Annotated in this window: 18 protein-coding genes; 12 read left to right on the forward strand and 6 right to left on the reverse strand. The window is 72.1% G+C overall.

From position 1 onward, the window contains the following. Positions 1 to 272: 272 nt before the first annotated feature. The 3 genes from ACQUQ1_RS14120 to ACQUQ1_RS14130 all read left to right on the forward strand — a co-directional run bounded on the left by ACQUQ1_RS14120 (position 273) and on the right by ACQUQ1_RS14130 (position 2,983). Positions 273 to 1,253, forward strand: coding sequence for a methyl-accepting chemotaxis protein (locus ACQUQ1_RS14120; protein ID WP_435064945.1), 981 nt, complete (start codon positions 273 to 275; stop codon positions 1,251 to 1,253). A gap of 193 nt (positions 1,254 to 1,446) precedes the next feature. Then, positions 1,447 to 1,908: a DUF5805 domain-containing protein gene (locus ACQUQ1_RS14125; RefSeq protein WP_435064946.1), complete on the forward strand. Its 462-nt coding sequence runs from the start codon at positions 1,447 to 1,449 to the stop codon at positions 1,906 to 1,908. Between the two features lie 10 nt (positions 1,909 to 1,918). Continuing rightward, positions 1,919 to 2,983 carry a tyrosine-type recombinase/integrase gene (locus tag ACQUQ1_RS14130; RefSeq protein WP_435064947.1) on the forward strand — a complete coding sequence of 355 codons (1,065 nt, stop codon included), beginning with the start codon at positions 1,919 to 1,921 and terminating at the stop codon, positions 2,981 to 2,983. 486 nt (positions 2,984 to 3,469) lie between these two features. Here the strand turns inward: ACQUQ1_RS14130 and ACQUQ1_RS14135 are convergent, their stop codons facing one another. Together ACQUQ1_RS14135 and ACQUQ1_RS14140 are read right to left on the reverse strand one after the other, a co-directional pair. Further along, positions 3,470 to 3,883 carry a DUF2391 domain-containing protein gene (locus tag ACQUQ1_RS14135; RefSeq protein ID WP_435064948.1) on the reverse strand — a complete coding sequence of 138 codons (414 nt, stop codon included), beginning with the start codon at positions 3,881 to 3,883 and terminating at the stop codon, positions 3,470 to 3,472. Between the two features lie 64 nt (positions 3,884 to 3,947). Further along, positions 3,948 to 4,682 (reverse strand): SOS response-associated peptidase, encoded by a 735-nt coding sequence (locus ACQUQ1_RS14140; protein WP_435064949.1) that lies wholly within the window; start codon positions 4,680 to 4,682, stop codon positions 3,948 to 3,950. Positions 4,683 to 4,995: 313 nt separating this feature from the next. On the opposite strand from ACQUQ1_RS14140, the gene ACQUQ1_RS14145 reads away from it, so the two are divergent. After that, positions 4,996 to 5,787, forward strand: coding sequence for a ribonuclease H-like domain-containing protein (locus ACQUQ1_RS14145; protein WP_435065040.1), 792 nt, complete (start codon positions 4,996 to 4,998; stop codon positions 5,785 to 5,787). 102 nt (positions 5,788 to 5,889) lie between these two features. Next, positions 5,890 to 6,165, forward strand: coding sequence for a hypothetical protein (locus tag ACQUQ1_RS14150; protein WP_435064950.1), 276 nt, complete (start codon positions 5,890 to 5,892; stop codon positions 6,163 to 6,165). A gap of 48 nt (positions 6,166 to 6,213) precedes the next feature. Here the strand turns inward: ACQUQ1_RS14150 and ACQUQ1_RS14155 are convergent, their stop codons facing one another. Further along, entirely contained in the window at positions 6,214 to 6,408 is a 195-nt protein-coding gene (locus tag ACQUQ1_RS14155) for a DUF5800 family protein (RefSeq protein WP_435064951.1), read from the reverse strand. Between the two features lie 233 nt (positions 6,409 to 6,641). Here ACQUQ1_RS14155 and ACQUQ1_RS14160 point away from each other — a divergent pair, with 233 nt between their 5' ends. Continuing rightward, a complete protein-coding gene (locus tag ACQUQ1_RS14160; protein WP_435064952.1) occupies positions 6,642 to 7,823 on the forward strand; it encodes a redox-regulated ATPase YchF in 1,182 nt (393 codons plus the stop codon). A gap of 73 nt (positions 7,824 to 7,896) precedes the next feature. Here the strand turns inward: ACQUQ1_RS14160 and ACQUQ1_RS14165 are convergent, their stop codons facing one another. Continuing rightward, on the reverse strand, positions 7,897 to 9,015 hold the full coding sequence (locus tag ACQUQ1_RS14165; RefSeq protein ID WP_435064953.1) for a pyridoxal phosphate-dependent aminotransferase: 1,119 nt from the start codon (positions 9,013 to 9,015) through the stop codon (positions 7,897 to 7,899). Between the two features lie 247 nt (positions 9,016 to 9,262). Between ACQUQ1_RS14165 and ACQUQ1_RS14170 the strand changes: the two genes are divergently transcribed. Genes ACQUQ1_RS14170 through ACQUQ1_RS14180 form a run of 3 tightly spaced genes read left to right on the forward strand, consistent with a single transcriptional unit; the run spans position 9,263 to position 11,983 of the window. Then, positions 9,263 to 10,333, forward strand: a complete 1,071-nt coding sequence (locus tag ACQUQ1_RS14170; RefSeq protein ID WP_435064954.1) for an ABC transporter substrate-binding protein — start codon at positions 9,263 to 9,265, stop codon at positions 10,331 to 10,333. Positions 10,334 to 10,337: 4 nt separating this feature from the next. Continuing rightward, entirely contained in the window at positions 10,338 to 11,138 is an 801-nt protein-coding gene (locus tag ACQUQ1_RS14175) for an ABC transporter permease (RefSeq protein ID WP_435064955.1), read from the forward strand. Next, positions 11,135 to 11,983, forward strand: coding sequence for an ABC transporter ATP-binding protein (locus ACQUQ1_RS14180; protein ID WP_435064956.1), 849 nt, complete (start codon positions 11,135 to 11,137; stop codon positions 11,981 to 11,983). The genes ACQUQ1_RS14175 and ACQUQ1_RS14180 overlap by 4 nt, the downstream gene beginning before the upstream one ends. A 51-nt stretch (positions 11,984 to 12,034) precedes the next feature. Here the strand turns inward: ACQUQ1_RS14180 and ACQUQ1_RS14185 are convergent, their stop codons facing one another. Then, the gene (locus tag ACQUQ1_RS14185; protein WP_435064957.1) at positions 12,035 to 12,838 is read right to left on the reverse strand and encodes a polysaccharide deacetylase family protein; all 804 of its coding nucleotides are present in this window, start codon (positions 12,836 to 12,838) and stop codon (positions 12,035 to 12,037) included. A 118-nt stretch (positions 12,839 to 12,956) separates the two neighbouring features. Further along, positions 12,957 to 13,700, reverse strand: coding sequence for a proteasome assembly chaperone family protein (locus ACQUQ1_RS14190; RefSeq protein WP_435064958.1), 744 nt, complete (start codon positions 13,698 to 13,700; stop codon positions 12,957 to 12,959). A 111-nt stretch (positions 13,701 to 13,811) separates the two neighbouring features. Here ACQUQ1_RS14190 and ACQUQ1_RS14195 point away from each other — a divergent pair, with 111 nt between their 5' ends. Genes ACQUQ1_RS14195 through ACQUQ1_RS14205 form a run of 3 tightly spaced genes read left to right on the forward strand, consistent with a single transcriptional unit; the run spans position 13,812 to position 15,719 of the window. Next, complete coding sequence (locus ACQUQ1_RS14195; protein ID WP_435064959.1) at positions 13,812 to 14,759, forward strand: RsmB/NOP family class I SAM-dependent RNA methyltransferase; 948 nt, start codon at positions 13,812 to 13,814, stop codon at positions 14,757 to 14,759. A gap of 49 nt (positions 14,760 to 14,808) precedes the next feature. Further along, positions 14,809 to 15,348 (forward strand): DUF7122 family protein, encoded by a 540-nt coding sequence (locus tag ACQUQ1_RS14200; RefSeq protein WP_435064960.1) that lies wholly within the window; start codon positions 14,809 to 14,811, stop codon positions 15,346 to 15,348. Between the two features lie 44 nt (positions 15,349 to 15,392). Next, the gene (locus ACQUQ1_RS14205; RefSeq protein ID WP_435064961.1) at positions 15,393 to 15,719 is read left to right on the forward strand and encodes a hypothetical protein; all 327 of its coding nucleotides are present in this window, start codon (positions 15,393 to 15,395) and stop codon (positions 15,717 to 15,719) included. The last annotated feature ends 3 nt before the right edge of the window (positions 15,720 to 15,722 follow it).

Genomic DNA, 15,722 nt, shown 5'->3' on the forward strand with positions numbered 1-15,722 from the left:
CCGGGGCGTCCCCACGTCGGACCCCGAGTCGCCGCGGAGTCAGCGTGTACGTTCCGGTACGGGGACTCCCGGCCACCTCTCCGCCCGCATCCACGACCAGAGGGTTCGCAGAACCCGTCGTGAGTTCGACCCCGGTGCGGTCCGATTTGGATATCGCGATATGCGGTTTACGCGCGGCGAATCCGTCGCGGGCACCCCCGTGCTCGCCGAACCGTAATCGATACCGATAGCTCGCGCGCCGGACTTTTGTCGGAGGCTCCGCTGGCGCGTGTGTGTCGTCTCAACACTCCGATGGACCGGTCACGGAGGACGGTATCGACGAGGACATCGACGTCGACATCGACGAGGAGATCAGGGAGGGCGTCGACCGGAACGACGGCTTCGACGTCGAGGCCGCAAGCGAGATCCAGACCTCGATCGCGGAGCTACAGGGGTCCTCGGTCGAGATCGCCCAGGAGGTGGACGCGATCCGGAACCAGGTCGCCGAGCAACACGAGGCGATGCGACAGGTGGGCGACGAGGTGGGCAGCCTCAGCGCCGCCGTCGAGCAGATCGCCGCCTCATCCGAGCAGGTCGCGAACGCCAGCTCCGACGCCCGCGAACTGGCGGCCTCGGGGGCGGAGTCGGCCGACGAGATAGGCGAGGCGATGACGGCGATCAGTGCCGCGGCCGAGAGCGTCACGGCCGACGTCGAGGCCATTCAGGAGAGCGTGCGGCGGATCGACGAGGTGATCGAGGTGATCAACGGGATCACGGAGCAGACGAACATGCTGGCGCTCAACGCGTCTATCGAGGCCGCACGCGTGGACGACGGCGGCGACGGGTTCGGGGTCGTCGCCGACGAGATCAAGTCGCTTGCGGAGGACTCACAGGAGCAGGCCGCGAGCATCGAGTCGATGATCGACGGGATCCACACGAAGACCGAGGCCGCCGTCGAAAGCCTAGAGGAGAACAACGAGCGGATCGAGCGGGGCGTCACGGCCGTCGAGGAGGCCACGGAGATATTCGAGGAGATCGACGAGGTCGTCGAGGAGGTCGACCAGGGGATCGACGAGGTCGCGCGCGCCACGGACGAGCAGGCCGCCGGCACCGAGGAGGTGACGACGATGGTCGAGGAGGTGATCGAGTCGGCCGAGGAGACGGCGGCCGGGACGAGCGAGATCGCCGAGGCCGTCGACGAACAGACCGACGAGATCGACGAGATCGACAGGGACATCGATCGGCTCGTGGAGAACCACGTCGAGGCCGCCTGACCGAGGCCGCCGCCAGAAATCAAAGACACTGTTTTGCTTCACACACGCGGTCCGCTGGTTCACCGTTAAACCGGCAGATATCTGCGTTTCAGCGTTTTTCAAGCCGGAATAGCTGTTGATGAAGAATACAGAATTATGTCTTTAGGACACGGGAGTGCACCAGATTGATGTACCACGCGGCGGAGGGGCGGATATGAGCGAGGCGGACGCCGACACCGAGCGGGTCGCCGTGACCGCGCGGGTGCCGGCCTACCAGAAGGAGGCGTGGGTCGCCGACGCCGAGCGCCTGGACATGTCGCAGTCGGAGTTCCTCCGGACGATGGTCCAGGCCGGCCGCCGCGACCTCGGGATCGCCGAGGAGTTCGGCCCGCCGGAGGGCGCCGACGATGCGAGCGACGCCGGCTCCCCGGAACCGGCAGGGAGTTCCGGAACCGTGGAGGGCGGTTCTCCGCCCGTAGACCCCGGGGGTGGCGGCCTCGAAGACCGCCTCCTCGACGCCCTCGCGGACGGGGAGGTCATGTCGTTCGAGGAACTCGTCGAGGCGGTCGCCGGCGACGTCGAGGCGCGCGTCGACGAGGCGATGGGCGACCTCCAGTCGCGCGGCCGGGTCCGCTACAGCGGCCGCGACGGCGGGTACACGCTGGTGGAGCGATGAGGGCGGCGAGATGAGCGCGGCCGAGGGGGCCGACGACGGCGTCGACGACGACCCGGTCGGGTACTTCCTGCGGGACATGGAGCTGCACGGCAAGAGCGACCGGACCCGCGCGGAGTACGGGCGCGTCCTCCGGCGCTTCGAGGCGTTCCTCGCCGACGGGGAACGCGGGCCGGCCGGCGGCGCCAGCGCGCCCGGGGAGGCCTCACACCGCGACTGCATGGCGTTCGTGCACGCCCTCCGTCGCGACCCGGACCTCGCGGAGTCGACGACGGCGACGTACGCGGCGTACCTCCACCGCTTCTTCGCGTACATGACGCAGGTGGGCGCCTTCGACGCCAACCCGATGGCGCTCGTGATGGAGGAGCTCGACGAGCGCATCGACGCCGACCCCGCCCGGCGGGAGATATCCGTGCCGCGGATGCGGTCGTTCGTCGCCGGGATCGCCCACCCGCTGGAGCGCGCGCTCGTCGTCACGCTGCTGAAGACGGGAATGCGTGTGGGCGAGCTGTGCAACCTAGACCTGCGGGACCTGCGGCTCTCGGTCGACCTCGGGGACTACGACCTCGGCGGGCGAGCGCTGCTGGACGGGCGACCCGACTCGCTGTACGTCGCCAGCGAGCCCGCCGTCGGCGAGCGGTACAACGGGGAGGAGCGCACCGCCTCGAACAAGCGGAAACGCGGGACCGTGGTGCCCGTCGACGACGAGCTCGCCGGGACGCTGGCGCGGTGGCTGGCCGTGCGGCCGGACGCCGTCTCGCCCGCCGAGCCGCTGTTCGTGGGCACCGGGAGCGGGTGGGGCGAGCGCCTCACCCCCGAACAGGTCGGGCGGGTCGTCCGCGAGCACGCCGCGGACGCCGGCTGGTACGAACGCGGCGCCGGCGCGACCGAGAACGTCACGCCCCACTACTTCCGACACTTCTTCACCACCCACCTCCGGGACCGAACCGGCGACCGCGGGGTCGTGAAGTACCTCCGCGGCGACGTCGCCGACGACATCATCGACACCTACACCCACAACTGGGGCGACAACGTCCGCGAGACGTACGAGCGGCACATCTACTCGCTGCTGGAGTGAGCCGCCGCCGGACCGTGTTCCGCGTGTCCCGGGGAGAGGGGCGGACGCCGCTCCGGAAACCACAGACTACCCGGCCCCGGTGTTGAAACTTCAAACAGATTTATCGATGCTACCCGGACTGGCCGGCGTCGTATATATTGTATTTCGCTATATCGAATTGTATCCCGACCGATCCCCACAGTTTCGGAGGGTGGGATCTGATGTGTGGCTTATTTTCACGCTTTCTGTGGATGGATGGGCTTGCGTCTGGTGATTAGTAGACAGCCACGAAGTATGTCATTCAGAAAAGTTTTCTGACTGATGTGAAATAAGAACCGCATGACTGCTCCCCTTTCACAGCATATCTGGGCGAACAGAAGGCACACATCAAAGCCATCCTCCGAGGTTGTGGATCCCGTGAACGGCCGAGGGTTGGGGAGACAGAACACCCCGAAGGACGGCCATGCCGTCGGGTCTCGGGGTCGAGGGACGAACCGGGCGGGGCCTTCACTCCAGCGCGGCGTCGGCGACAGCCGCCACGAGCGAGGTGAAGAACGTCGCGACGAGCACCGCCTTGACCGCCTCGACCGTCGAGCGGTCGCCCTCCAGCGGCAGGCCGTACAGCCCCACGAGCGCGACGGAGACGGCCAGCGCGACGGCGACCGTCGAGAGGAAGCGGACCGGCAGCCCGGCGACCGAGCGCTCGACGTCCGGGTCGCGGCGCTCGACGGCGGTGTACAGCGCGACGTAGGTGAGCCCGAGGCCCAGCGTGACGGCGGTCACGGCGTGCGCGAGGGTCATCCCCGCGGCGACGACCCAGACGTCGCCCGGGATCAGCAGGCCGCCCGCGAGGACCACCGCCCCGACGGCCTGCTGGGCGGCGTCCGCGAGGTCGAACCGAACGCGACTCCGGCGCGTCATACGGACCTCTCGTCGGGGACCGGCAAAGTATCCGGGGGACGCCCCCGGCGGTCGGCCGGCGCCCTCACGCGCCGGCGTCGGCGTCGCCGTCCGAGTCGACCGGGTCGACCAGCGAGGGGTCGTCGTTCGCGGGCGAGTTCACCCGCGTCGAGACGGGGTACCAGCGGAGGTCGTCGCCGGGGTACGGCTCCAGCAGGTCGGCCTTCCCGAGGTCGCCGGCGAGCCAGTCGCGCTCGCGCTCGCGGGGGAGCACGACCGCCATGCGGTGATGGAGGTCGGCCACGCGGTCGTTCGGCTCGGTCGTGAGGACGGCGAACGCCTCGACGCGCTCGTCGGCCGCGTCGCCGTCGCCGTCGGCACTCCCCCCGCCCCACTCGCCGAGGCCGGCCTGACGGCCCGGCGTCGGGGGCTCCCAGACGGCGTGGACGCCGGCCATCGCGAAGGCGCGGTCGTCCTCGAAGGCGACGCGGTAGGGGCGCTTCTCGCCGACGTGGTCGCTCCACTCGTAGAAGCCGTCCGCGGGGACGAGACAGCGCCGCGACTCGAAGGCCTCCGCGAAGGTGCGCTTCTCGTCGACGGTCTCGACCCGGGCGTTGATCAGGTCGAACGACTCGTCGGCCCACGGCGGGGTGTACCCCCACGTCATCCGTCGGAACTCGTCGGGCGCGTCGTCCGCGAGCACGGGGAGGTCCTGCCCGGGCGCGCAGTTGTACCGCGGCTCCCACCCGTCGGGCGGCGCGGCGTCGAAGCGCTCGGCGAGGTCGGCCGCCCCGAGGGTGAGCGAGTAGCGTCCGCACATGGCCGGATCCACGGGCGAGGTGCCGTTAACCCTGCCGCGACGGGACGGCCGCCGCCCCGGTCGGTCGGTCCCGGGGGACCGCGTACACCGGCTGTCGCGATATCGAACCCGCGACCCGCGGTCCGGCCCGGTCGCGGGACGGAGCCAGCCAGAGCGGGGCAGAGCTAGCCTGAGCGGGGCAGGGCGGGGGCAGAGCTAGCCTGAGCGGGACGGAGCGGGGCGCGTCACACCCGAACCCTTTAGCCCGGGTACGCCCCCACTACCGATGAGTCGGCGGGGCGTCGACCGGGGACGCCCCGACCACACGGAGACCATGCGCATCAGAAACAGCTTCATTCCGGTCGAGGGGGTCGGCGAGACGACGGAGCGCCGGCTGTGGGAGCACGGCGTCCGCGAGTGGGGGGAGTTCCGGCGGGACAGCGCGCCGGGCGTGGGCGCGACGACGGCCTCGCGCATCGAGTCGTTCATCGACGAGGCGAGCGAGCGCCTGGACGACCGCGACGCCTCGTACTTCGACCGGGCGTTCCCCTCGGGCGAGCGCTGGCGCCTCTACGAGGACTTCCGCGACGGCGCCTGCTTCTTCGACATCGAGACCACGGGCCTCTCGCACGACCGCGACCGGGTCACGACGGTCTCGTTCCACCGGGACGGCGAGACGGAGACGCTGGTCCGCGGCCGCGACCTGACCGCCGACGCCCTGCGCGAGCAGTTCGCGGCGGCGGACCTCCTCGTCACCTTCAACGGGAAGCGCTTCGACGTGCCGTTCCTCGAGACCTCCTTCGACCTGGAGGTCGACACGCCGCACCTCGACCTGATGTACCCCTGCCGGACGCTCGGGCTGACGGGCGGGCTCAAACCCATCGAGACGGAGCTGGGCATCGCCCGCGACGGCCCGGAGCTGACCGGCCGCGACGCCGTCCGGCTGTGGTACGAGTACGAGGACGGCGACGAACGGGCGCTGGAGCGGCTCGTCTCGTACAACCGCGACGACACGGTGAACCTCCGGTCGCTCGCGGACGAGGTCGCCCGCCGGCTCCACCGGGAGACGGTCCCCGAGGGGGCCGCCGTGGACGGTCCGCTCCGCCCGGACGGCGACGACCGATAGCGTCGCTCCGGGGGTCGCGTCGGCCGGCCGAGGGTCCGGGGTCCCGCGGCCGCCGTCGCGGGAGCCGGCACGCTTTTGAGCCCGGCGACTGGCCCACGGCCAATGAGTGATACCGCAGACCCCAGCGACCACGGCGAGGCCGGCGACGCCGTCGACCCGGACGCGCAGGACGCCGACCGGGCCCGCCCGGAGGACGCCGGGGGCGCCGACACGGTCCCGGAGGTCGAGCTCGGGCTCTACCAAGTGAGCGTCCGCGTGAAGGGGCAAGCCGACGACGACCTCGGGGAGGTGGAGGAGGCGGCGACGCGGCTGATCGACCACCTCGTCGAGCGCGCCAGCACGCTGGAGGAGGAGCCCGACCAGCGCGGGCTCGGGTGAGCGGCGCCGGCATCGCTCGCCGTACCGGTCCCGGCGGCCCCGGCCCCCTCAGACGATGTCGCCGATCCGCCGGGGCTCGCCCGACAGCGACGGCGAGTCCTCGACGATCTGGAGCACCTCGTGGTCGGTCACGTCCACGTACGACTTGCGGGTCGCCTCCTCGATCAGGTCCTTCTCCAGGCGGAACTCGGTCCCCTCGTAGACGACGTCGACGCCGGTCTCGTCGAACGACAGCGCGGTCATACGCGACCGTAGCCGGCGAACGTATTTAAGCGAACGGCACCCGCCGGGGGCGACGCGGTCGTCGGCCGCGGGAACGCGGCCGATCCGGCGCCCGCCCGCGACGGCGGCGACGACCCGGACGACGACGGCGACAGCAACAGCGACAGCGCCGACAGCGACGGCGGCGGCGACAGCGACGACACGCCGTCCGTCGGACCGAAAGCGCCTTTCGGCGGCCCGGCCGATCCGCGGGTATGATCTCCGTCGCGCTCGCGGGCAAGCCGAACGCGGGCAAGTCCACCTTCTACACGGCCGCGACGATGGCCGACGTGGACGTGGGCAACTACCCGTTCACGACCATCGACCCGAACCGGGGCGTCACCCACGTCCGCACCGACTGCCCCTGCCTGTCGCGCGAGGAGCGCTGCGGCGACGAGGACTGCCGCGACGGCAAGCGGTACGTCCCCGTCGAGCTGCTCGACGTGGCCGGGCTCGTGCCGGGGGCCCACGAGGGGAAGGGGCTGGGCAACCAGTTCCTCGACGCGCTCACCGACGCCGACGTGATCCTCCAGGTCGTCGACGCCGCCGGCGCCACGAACGCCGAGGGCGAGCCCGTCGAGGTCGGCGAGTACGACCCCGTCGAGGAGGTGGACTTCGTCGAGGCCGAGATGGACGCGTGGCTCGCGGGCATCCTCGACCGGAACTGGGAGTCCGTCGAGCGCAAGTCCCGCTCGCCGGAGTTCGACATCGAGGAGGCGCTGACGGACCTGCTGACCGGGTTCGGCGCGACCGAGCACGACGTGACCGTCGTCCTCCGGGGGATGGAGTACCCGGAGGACCCGATCCAGTGGACCGACGAGCACCGCGAGGAGTTGGCCGCCGTCGTCCGCGCGCGGACCAAGCCGATCGTGCTCGTCGCCAACAAGGCCGACATCGCCCCCGAGGGCAACGTCGAACGTCTGCGCGAGACCGACAAGCCGGTGGTCCCGGCGACCGCCGACGGCGAACTCGCGCTGCGGCGGGCCGCCGAGGCCGGCGCGATCGAGTACGACCCCGGCGACGCGGACTTCCGGATCACGGGCGACCTCACCGACGAGCAGGCGGCGGGGCTGGAGCGCGTCCGCGAGGTGATGGCCGAGTTCGGCGGCACCGGCGTCCAGGCGGCGCTGAACGAGGCGGTGTACGGCCTGCTCGATCTGATCACTGCCTTCCCCGTCCAGAACGAGACGCACTGGACCGACGGACAGGGGAACGTCCTCCCCGACGCGTTCCTGCTCCCGCGGGGGAGCGGCCCGCGGGACCTCGCGTACGCGGTCCACTCGGACATCGGCGACGGCTACCTCCACGCGGTGGACGCCCGGGCGGACCGCCGGATCGGCGAGGACACGGAACTGGAGGAGGGAGACGTGATCAAGGTCGTCTCCACGGCGTCGTGACCCGGTCGCGGTCGCCGTCGGGGCCGACGCCCGCGAGTCGCAGGTCGCGCTCGACCGCCGGCCGCTCGCCCCCTCAGCGGACCGCCTCGGCCGCCTCGGCGATGATCCCCATCGCCTCCTCCAGTTCCGCCTCGCCGGCGGCGTAGGAGATGCGCGCGTGGCCGGCCCCGTGCTCGCCGAACGCCTCGCCGGGGACGACGATCACCCCGCGGTCGATGCACTCCTCGACGAAGCCCTCCGGCACCCGCGGCATGGCGTAGAAGGCGCCCTGCGGGGTCGGGCACTCCAGTCCCGCGTCCGCGAGGCCCTCGAGCACCAAGTCGCGCCGGCGCTCGTAGGCCGCGCGCATCTCGTCGACGACGCCCTGCGGCCCCGTGAGCGCGGCCTCGGCGGCGTACTGCGCGGGGGCGGAGGCGCACGCCTGGACGTACTGGTGGACGCGGAGCATCCGCTCGATCCGGTCGGTCGCGCCGGTCACCCAGCCCAGGCGCCAGCCGGTCATCGAGTACCGCTTCGAGCAGGCGTCGACGACGACGACGTGCTCGCGCTCGAACTCCATCGGCGAGCGGTGCTCGCCGTCGAACACGAAGGGGGCGTACACCTCGTCGGAGATGCACAGCACGTCGTGCTCGCGGGCGATGCGGGCGAACTCGCGCACGTCCGCCTCCGGGGAGACCGTGCCGGTGGGGTTGCCCGGGCTGTTGACGACGAACGCCGCGGTGTCCGGGGTGATCGCCTCCTCCACGGCGGCGGGGTCGATCGTGAGGTCCTCGCGGAGGGGGACCGGGACGGGCTCGCCGCCCGCGAGCTTCGTCAGGGCGTCGTAGGCGACGAACCCCGGGTCGGGGATGATCACCTCCTCGCCGGCGTCGACGTGCGCCTCTATCGCGAGGTGGAGCGCCTCGCTCCCGCCCGCGGTCGCGATCACGTCGTCGGGGGCCACGTCGACGCCCTGGTCGGCGGCGTGCCGGTCGGCGATGGCCTCGCGGAGCCCGCGGGTCCCCTTGTTGCTCGTGTAGCCGTCGGTGTCGCCGGCCTCGATGGCCTCCACGGCGGCGTGCCCGGCGTGCTCGGGGGTCGGGAAGTCGGGCTGGCCGAGCCCGAGGTTGATCGCGTCCTCGCCGGCGGCCTCGAACACCTCGCGGATCCCGCTGATGGAGATGCGCTCCACGCGGTCTGAGAACCTCGTCATGTGGGAACCGGCGGCTGCGGCGGTGTTAGGCGTTTCCCCATCGGGGCCGGCCGACGCGGACGCGTCCACCCGACCCGATAGAGGATATTTATGCCGCCAGCTATGACGCGTCCTGTGCGCCGGTTTCGGTGTTGTGCACGGGGAGCGCGCCCGAGCCGCCCATTGAGGTGTGGGCGGGCGCAACCGAACGGGGATGGGTATTACCGACGACGCGGGGCGGAAAGGCGCCGGGAACGAACGGGGGAGCATGAACGACGACAGACGCGACGACGGACGCGCGAGGAGCCCGTCCAGACGGTCGTATCTGCGGGGCGTCGGCGCCGCCGGCGCCGCGGGGCTGACGGGGCTGGCCGGCTGTCTCGGCGGCGGCGGTGGCGGTGACGGCCCCGTCACGGTCGCGTACATGCCGATCTACCCCGACATGCAGTACTTCGTGATGCAGGAGGAGGGGTACTTCGACGAGATCAACCGCGAGGTCGAGGGCCAGCAGTTCCCGAGCGGCCCGGACATCGTCAAGGCGTTCGCCTCCGGCGACATCGACGTGGCGATGTTCGGCATCGTCCCCGCGATGATCGTCATCGACCGGGGGATCGCGGCGAAGGTGGTCGCCGCCAACATCGAGGAGCCGATGGCGATCATGGCCCACGAGGACTTCCACCCGATGTGGGAGGGGAACGACCCGGCCGACGCCTTCGCGCAGTGGGAGGCGGAGACCGGCGAGCGCTTCCAGTTCGGCACCTTCCCCGAGGGGTCGGTGCCGGACATCCTCCTGCGCTACTGGCTCATCGACACCCACGGGCTGGAGCCCGGGGAGGCGGCCGACGTGCTCGGCCTCGGCGGCGCCTCCGCGGTGTTCCAGGGGCTCGCCAACGGCGAGGTCGACGGCACCAGCATCATGGAGCCGGTGCCCACCCGCGTCGAGGTGGAGGGGCTGCCGTACGAGCCGCTGGCGCTGGCGGGGGAGTTCATGCCCGGCCAGCCCGCGGCGGTGACGCTGATGAAGGACGGGGTCCGCGACACACCCTTCGCCGAGCAGTTCGTCGAACAGCACGTCCGCGCGACCGAGTTCACGAACGAGAACCCGGAGACGGCCGCCGAACACGCCAGCGCCGTCATCGGGGAGCAGAACCTCCCGGTCGAGACCGCGCGGAAGGCGATGGAGTCGCCGCTGTCGAACTTCATCTCCGACCCTCACAGCATCGAGTCCGGCACCGAGATCTTCGCGGAGTACGCACACCGCCTCGGCAAGACCGACGCGGAGCTCTCGACGGACCAGGTGTTCGACTACGGCCCGTACGACGCCGTGAGCGGGAACTGAGCCGATGAGCGCGGACCTGGAGACCGACCTGGCCGACGAGTTCGAGGTCGACGCCGGCGGCGCGACCGGCCGCCGGGCCGTCCGGGGCCTCCTCGGCCTCGCCGCCTTCGTCGGCGTGTGGGCGGTCGCCGCCCGGTACAGCCCGTCGTACGTCCTCCCGGGGCCGCTGGCGACCGGGGAGACGTTCCTCACGGAGGTGCGGTCCGGGCGGGTGTTCGGCGCGCTCGCGAGCAGCGTCCGCCACTGGTTCTGGGGCACCGTCGTGGGGACGGTGCTCGGGATCGGTCTCGGCGTGACGCTCGGGTGGAGCGGCGTCGCGGAGGACTCGGCGGCGCCGCTGGTGCGACTGCTCCGGCCGGTGCCGCCGCTGGCGCTCACCGGGTTCGCCATCGCGTGGTTCGGCATCAACCACACCGGCGCGGCGTTCATCGTCGCCGCCGGCGCGCTGTGGATCAACTACTACGCCGCCTACGGGGGCGTCCAGTCCGTCTCCGACGACCTGCTCGACGTGGCGCGCTCGCTGGGCGTCCGCTCGGACGTCGGGCTGATCCGGAAGGTGGTGCTCCCCTCCGCGTCCGCGGAGATCCTGACCGGGATCCGAACGGGCGTGGGCCGCTGCTGGATGCTCATCATCGCCGCCGAGACCATCGGCGTCGCCGGCGTCGGCAACCGCATCCTCACCGCCGCGTCCAACCTCGCGGTCGACGTGGTGATCGCGTACATCCTCGTGATGAGTCTGGTGTACCTCGTACTCGACACCGCCTTTCAAGCCGTCCAGGACCGTGTGCTGAGGTGGCGCGCATGAGCAATCAGACACCTGAGGACGCCCGATCCACGTCGGAGCGGGAGGTCGGGAGCGACGCCGCCGGCACCGCCCGCGGCGAGCGCGGGACGGTCGCCGACCGCTCGCGCCGGGTCGCCGTCGACGGCGTCTCGAAGACGTTCCGCGGCGACGACGGCCCGGTCCGGGCGCTCGCGGACGTGACCTTCGACGTGGAGAGCGAGGAGTTCGTCTGCATCGTCGGCCCCTCCGGCTGCGGGAAGACGACGCTGTTCCGCATCATCGCCGGGCTGGAGCCGGCGACCGACGGCGAGGTGTACCTCTCGGGCGACCCGGTAGAGGGGCCGAGCCGCGACCTGGGTATCGTCTTCCAGGAGTACCACCTGTTCCCCTGGCGGACCGTCCGCGGCAACGTCGGCTTCGGGCTGGAGCAGGCCGACGTGACCGACGACGAGCGCGAGGCCCGCGTCGACGAGATGATCGACCTCGTCGGGCTGGAGGGGTTCGCCAACAGCTACCCCTCACAGCTCTCCGGGGGCATGAAACAGCGCGTCGCGCTTGCGCGCGCGCTCGCGGTGGACCCCGAACTCCTCCTGATGGACGAGCCGTTCGGCTCCGTCGACGCCCAGACGCGCTCGATGCTCCACGACGAACTGCTGGAGGTGTGGGAGCAGACCCGCAAGACGGTGCTGTTCGTCACCCACGACGTCGAGGAGGCGGTGACGCTCGCGGACCGCGTGGTCGTCATGGCGGCCGACCCGGGCCGGATCCGCGATGTCGTCGACGTCGACCTCGACCGCCCCCGCGAGCGGACCGACCCCGGGTTCGTGGAGTACGTCGAGCGGCTCCGCGGGCTGATCGGCGAGTAGACGCTCGCGTCGCCCCGGCCGACCCGGATCCGGACGGGCCCGCCGCACCCCCTACACGTCGGCCCCCGCGGCGACCTCTCCCACCTCCGCGAACGTCGCCCCCGCCTCCCGGGCGTGCTCGACGAACGCCCCGAGCTTCGCGAGCCGGTCCGGCCGGCCGATCACCTGCGGGTGCATCGTGTAGACGGCGACGCCGTCGTCGGGGGCGTGCTCGACCTGCGCGCGCCAGTCGGCGAACACGGCGGGCTCGGGCGTGTACCCCCGATCGCCGGAGAAGGCGAGCGGCGGGTAGTCGTCGCGCGCCCACGACACCGGCACCTCGACGAGGTCGAGCGCCTCGCCGCGCTCGTAGGGGCCGTCCGCGGGCGCCGCGTCCCGGCGAGCCCGGTACGGCGCGAACTCGCGGGCCATCCCCGAGGAGGAGTAGTCGAACCCCAGCTCCAGGAGGATGTCGACCGTGTGCTCGGAGTAGTCCCAGGAGGGCGAGCGGTACCCCGCCGGCGGCGACCCGGTGAGCCGCTCGACGGACTCGATGCCCCGGACGACATCCGCGCGCTCGTCCGCGCGGGAGTCGTAGTCCCCGGGCGGGGTGTGGCTCCAGCCGTGGTGGGCGACCTCGTGGGCGTCGGCGACGCGCTCGCAGACCATGGGGAAGCTGTCTATCGTGTGGCCCGGGACGAACCACGTCGCCGGGAGGTCGCGCTCGGCGAGGAAGTCGAGGACGTTCGGGGCGCCCACCTCCGCGCCGTACAGCCCCCGCGAGCGGTTCGTCGGCGTGTTTCGCCCGTCGCCCACGTGGATCCACGGGGAGACGGCGTCGAAGTCGAACGTGAGACAGACGGTGTCGGCCGGCACGGGCGATCCTGGGCGGCCGGCCACTAAGCGTTCCCGACGGAGCCCGCGGGAGCCCGGAGGGGCGAGGGTGACAGGGGCGGGCGTCGATCCCGCGGGACCGCCGCGATGTCCCGCCCGGCTACTGATACATCCGGAGGCGCTGCGCCTGCGAGATGTTCTCCTGCTCCTGCTGCTGGAGCTGGGAGGCGAGCTGCTCTTTCGCGCGCTGGATGCGCTCGGCCTGGTCGTCGAGCTTCGCGACGTTCACGTCGACCCCGGCGATCGGCTCGACGGCCGACTCCAGCACCACCCGGGCGGCGACGGGGTCGGGGAACTGCGGGTCGACCTCGACGACGAGCCCGACCGCCGGGAGGTCGGTCTCCAGCGCGTGCGCGAGCAGGGCGCCGGTCGGGCCGGAGACGAGCCCCGCCGACTCGGGGGCTGCCACGTCGAGCCCCTCCAGCAGCGCGTCGCCGTCGGCGACCGACAGCGCCGCGAGCGCCGGGGGGCCCTCGGCGCCGCCCTCGCGGCGCAGGCCGGCGATGTACAGCGGCGTGACCGACTCCTCCCGGAACCACCCCTCGATGCAGCCGGCGAACTCCTCGGCGGCCTCCGGCGAGACGGGGACGTCCGACTGGAGGACGAGCAGGTCGGCGTCCGCGTCGGCGTACAGCCGCACCGGGGTCGTGACGGCGCGGTCGCCGGCGGCGTAGGCGGCCGCGGGGGGGAGCCCGTCGCAGTGGACCGTCGCGTAAAGGTCCATGTCGAGCGTCTCCACGAGGTGGTCGGCGACGATCTTCCCGACCAGGCCGACCCCCGGCAGTCCCTCGACGAGCACCGGGTGGTCGAACGAACGCTCGGAGACCACGTCGATGTGTCCCATACCCCCGAGTGGTTCCGACCGGGGCATAAAGGTACGCCGGCAGTTCGGGACGCCGGTGCGCCGGTCGTCGCCGTCCGAAAGGGACAACCGCCGCGGCGCGGATCCGAGGGTATGAACGAGGACGGCGACCCGCACCCGCTCGATCGCTACGCGCCGCTCGTCGACGACGAGGCGGCGTTCCGGGCCGCCTGCGGGCGGCCGCTCCCGTCGGTCGTGCGCGTCAACACGCTCGCGGCCGACCCCGACCGCGTCGCCCGCGCGTTCGACGAGGAGGGCACCGGCTACGAGCGCGCCGGCTGGCACGACGGGCTGTTCCGGATGGCCGACCGATCGCCGGGGACGACGTGGCCGTACGCCCACGGCTGGGTCCACGGCCAGGAGGAGGTGTCGTGTCTCCCCGCACTCGCGCTCGATCCCGATCCCGGGACGCGCGTGTGGGACACCTGCGCGGCGCCCGGGAGCAAGACCACCCACCTGGCGGCGCTGATGGACGACGAGGGGACCCTCGTCGGCAACGACACCAGCCTCGGCCGGCTCTCGGCGCTGCGGCACAACGCCGAGCGCCTGGGCGTGACGAACCTCGTCGTCGACCGGCAGGACGCGCGCAACTACTCGCTGAACGGCCTGGGCTTCGACGCCTTCGACGCGACCCTCGTCGACGCCCCCTGCTCCTGCGAGGGGACGATCCGCAAGAACCCCGACGCGTTCGACACCTGGACGCTGGACCACGTCCGCGAGGTCGCGGGCGTCCAGAAGGGCATCCTCCGGCGGGCGGTGCAGGCGACCCGGCCCGGCGGGACGGTCGTCTACTCGACGTGCACGTTCGCGCCCGAGGAGAACGAGGCGGTGCTGGATCACGTCCTCCGCGAGGAGGACTGCCGGATCGTCGGGTGGGACTGCCCGCTGGAGTCGGCGCCCGGGGTGACCGAGTGGGAAGGCGAGACGTTCGACGCGAGCGTCGAGCGGGCGACGCGGATCTACCCCCACCACAACGACACGGGGGGGTTCTTCCTCGCGAAACTGCGCGTGGGCGGCGAGGGGTCGGAGGTGGCGGCGTGACCGACGCCGGTTCACGACGAACGCATGCGGACCGGGACGGGTGGTCCGCGTGAGCGACGGCGACGGCGCCCCCGGCAACGACGGGAGCCAGTTCGACCGCCTGCCGGCGACCGCCGACGAGCGGGAGTCCCCCGGCCGCGCGACCCGCGCCGAGGTGCTCGACTGGTGGGACGAGCGCTTCGGCGTCCCCCCGGAGACGTTCGGGGATCACACCTTCTGGGAGAAGGGGAAGGGCAAGATCTGGGCGTTCGCCGGCGACCTCCCGAGCCCGCAGGAGCGCGAGGGCGTCGGGATGACGGCGCTTCGCACCCGCCAGGAGCACTGGAAGCCGACGACGACCGCGGCGCGCAAGTGGGGCCACCTCGCGACGCGGAACGTGATCGAACTCTCGCCGGGGCAGGCGACGGCCTTCGCCGCGGGCCACGACCAGGACCTCCCCGCGTGGGACGGCGACTGGGGCTACCTGATCGCGACCCACCGCCTCGCGGGCGAGCGCGTGCCGATCGGGGTGGGACTGTACCTCCACGGCGAACTCCGGTCGGTGATCCCGAAGGGGTACCGGGAGGACCTGCCGGATCTCGGGGAGTGAGCGCGCCCGGAACGCTTTCGACGCCGGGGCGGGATCGATCGGCGATGAGCGATCGAAACGTGATCGAGGAGGTCGAGGCGCGGATCGCGTACGTCCCGCGGTGGCGGCTTGTCCTCGGCGTCGTCCTGCTGGTCCCGCCGGCGACCGTCCTCGGCATGGCGCTGCTCGGCTACGAACTGTACCGGGCGGGCGAACGGCTCCGCGCCGCCGAGGGGGAGTCGCTCGTCGCGGACGGCGCCTCCCACGCCACCGACGCCTCGCCCGCGCCGGGCGGCGACGGCGGCGGGGAACGCGCGACCGGGGGCGGGGACGGTGACGGGGCCGAGGCTGAGGGGGAGACGGGAGCGGAACCGGACGCGGACGGGCGGTAGCCG

The organism is Halobaculum sp. EA56, from assembly GCF_051195075.1.
Classification (GTDB): Archaea; Halobacteriota; Halobacteria; order Halobacteriales; family Haloferacaceae; genus Halobaculum.

Coding starts and splice junctions, on each gene's coding strand:
- ACQUQ1_RS14125 (WP_435064946.1), top strand. CDS start 1,447: ATGAGCGAGGCGGACGCCGACACCGAGCGGGTCGCCGTGACCGCGCGG.
- ACQUQ1_RS14130 (WP_435064947.1), top strand. CDS start 1,919: ATGAGCGCGGCCGAGGGGGCCGACGACGGCGTCGACGACGACCCGGTC.
- ACQUQ1_RS14135 (WP_435064948.1), bottom strand. CDS start 3,883: ATGACGCGCCGGAGTCGCGTTCGGTTCGACCTCGCGGACGCCGCCCAG.
- ACQUQ1_RS14140 (WP_435064949.1), bottom strand. CDS start 4,682: ATGTGCGGACGCTACTCGCTCACCCTCGGGGCGGCCGACCTCGCCGAG.
- ACQUQ1_RS14145 (WP_435065040.1), top strand. CDS start 4,996: ATGCGCATCAGAAACAGCTTCATTCCGGTCGAGGGGGTCGGCGAGACG.
- ACQUQ1_RS14150 (WP_435064950.1), top strand. CDS start 5,890: ATGAGTGATACCGCAGACCCCAGCGACCACGGCGAGGCCGGCGACGCC.
- ACQUQ1_RS14155 (WP_435064951.1), bottom strand. CDS start 6,408: ATGACCGCGCTGTCGTTCGACGAGACCGGCGTCGACGTCGTCTACGAG.
- ACQUQ1_RS14160 (WP_435064952.1), top strand. CDS start 6,642: ATGATCTCCGTCGCGCTCGCGGGCAAGCCGAACGCGGGCAAGTCCACC.
- ACQUQ1_RS14165 (WP_435064953.1), bottom strand. CDS start 9,015: ATGACGAGGTTCTCAGACCGCGTGGAGCGCATCTCCATCAGCGGGATC.
- ACQUQ1_RS14170 (WP_435064954.1), top strand. CDS start 9,263: ATGAACGACGACAGACGCGACGACGGACGCGCGAGGAGCCCGTCCAGA.
- ACQUQ1_RS14175 (WP_435064955.1), top strand. CDS start 10,338: ATGAGCGCGGACCTGGAGACCGACCTGGCCGACGAGTTCGAGGTCGAC.
- ACQUQ1_RS14180 (WP_435064956.1), top strand. CDS start 11,135: ATGAGCAATCAGACACCTGAGGACGCCCGATCCACGTCGGAGCGGGAG.
- ACQUQ1_RS14190 (WP_435064958.1), bottom strand. CDS start 13,700: ATGGGACACATCGACGTGGTCTCCGAGCGTTCGTTCGACCACCCGGTG.
- ACQUQ1_RS14195 (WP_435064959.1), top strand. CDS start 13,812: ATGAACGAGGACGGCGACCCGCACCCGCTCGATCGCTACGCGCCGCTC.
- ACQUQ1_RS14205 (WP_435064961.1), top strand. CDS start 15,393: ATGAGCGATCGAAACGTGATCGAGGAGGTCGAGGCGCGGATCGCGTAC.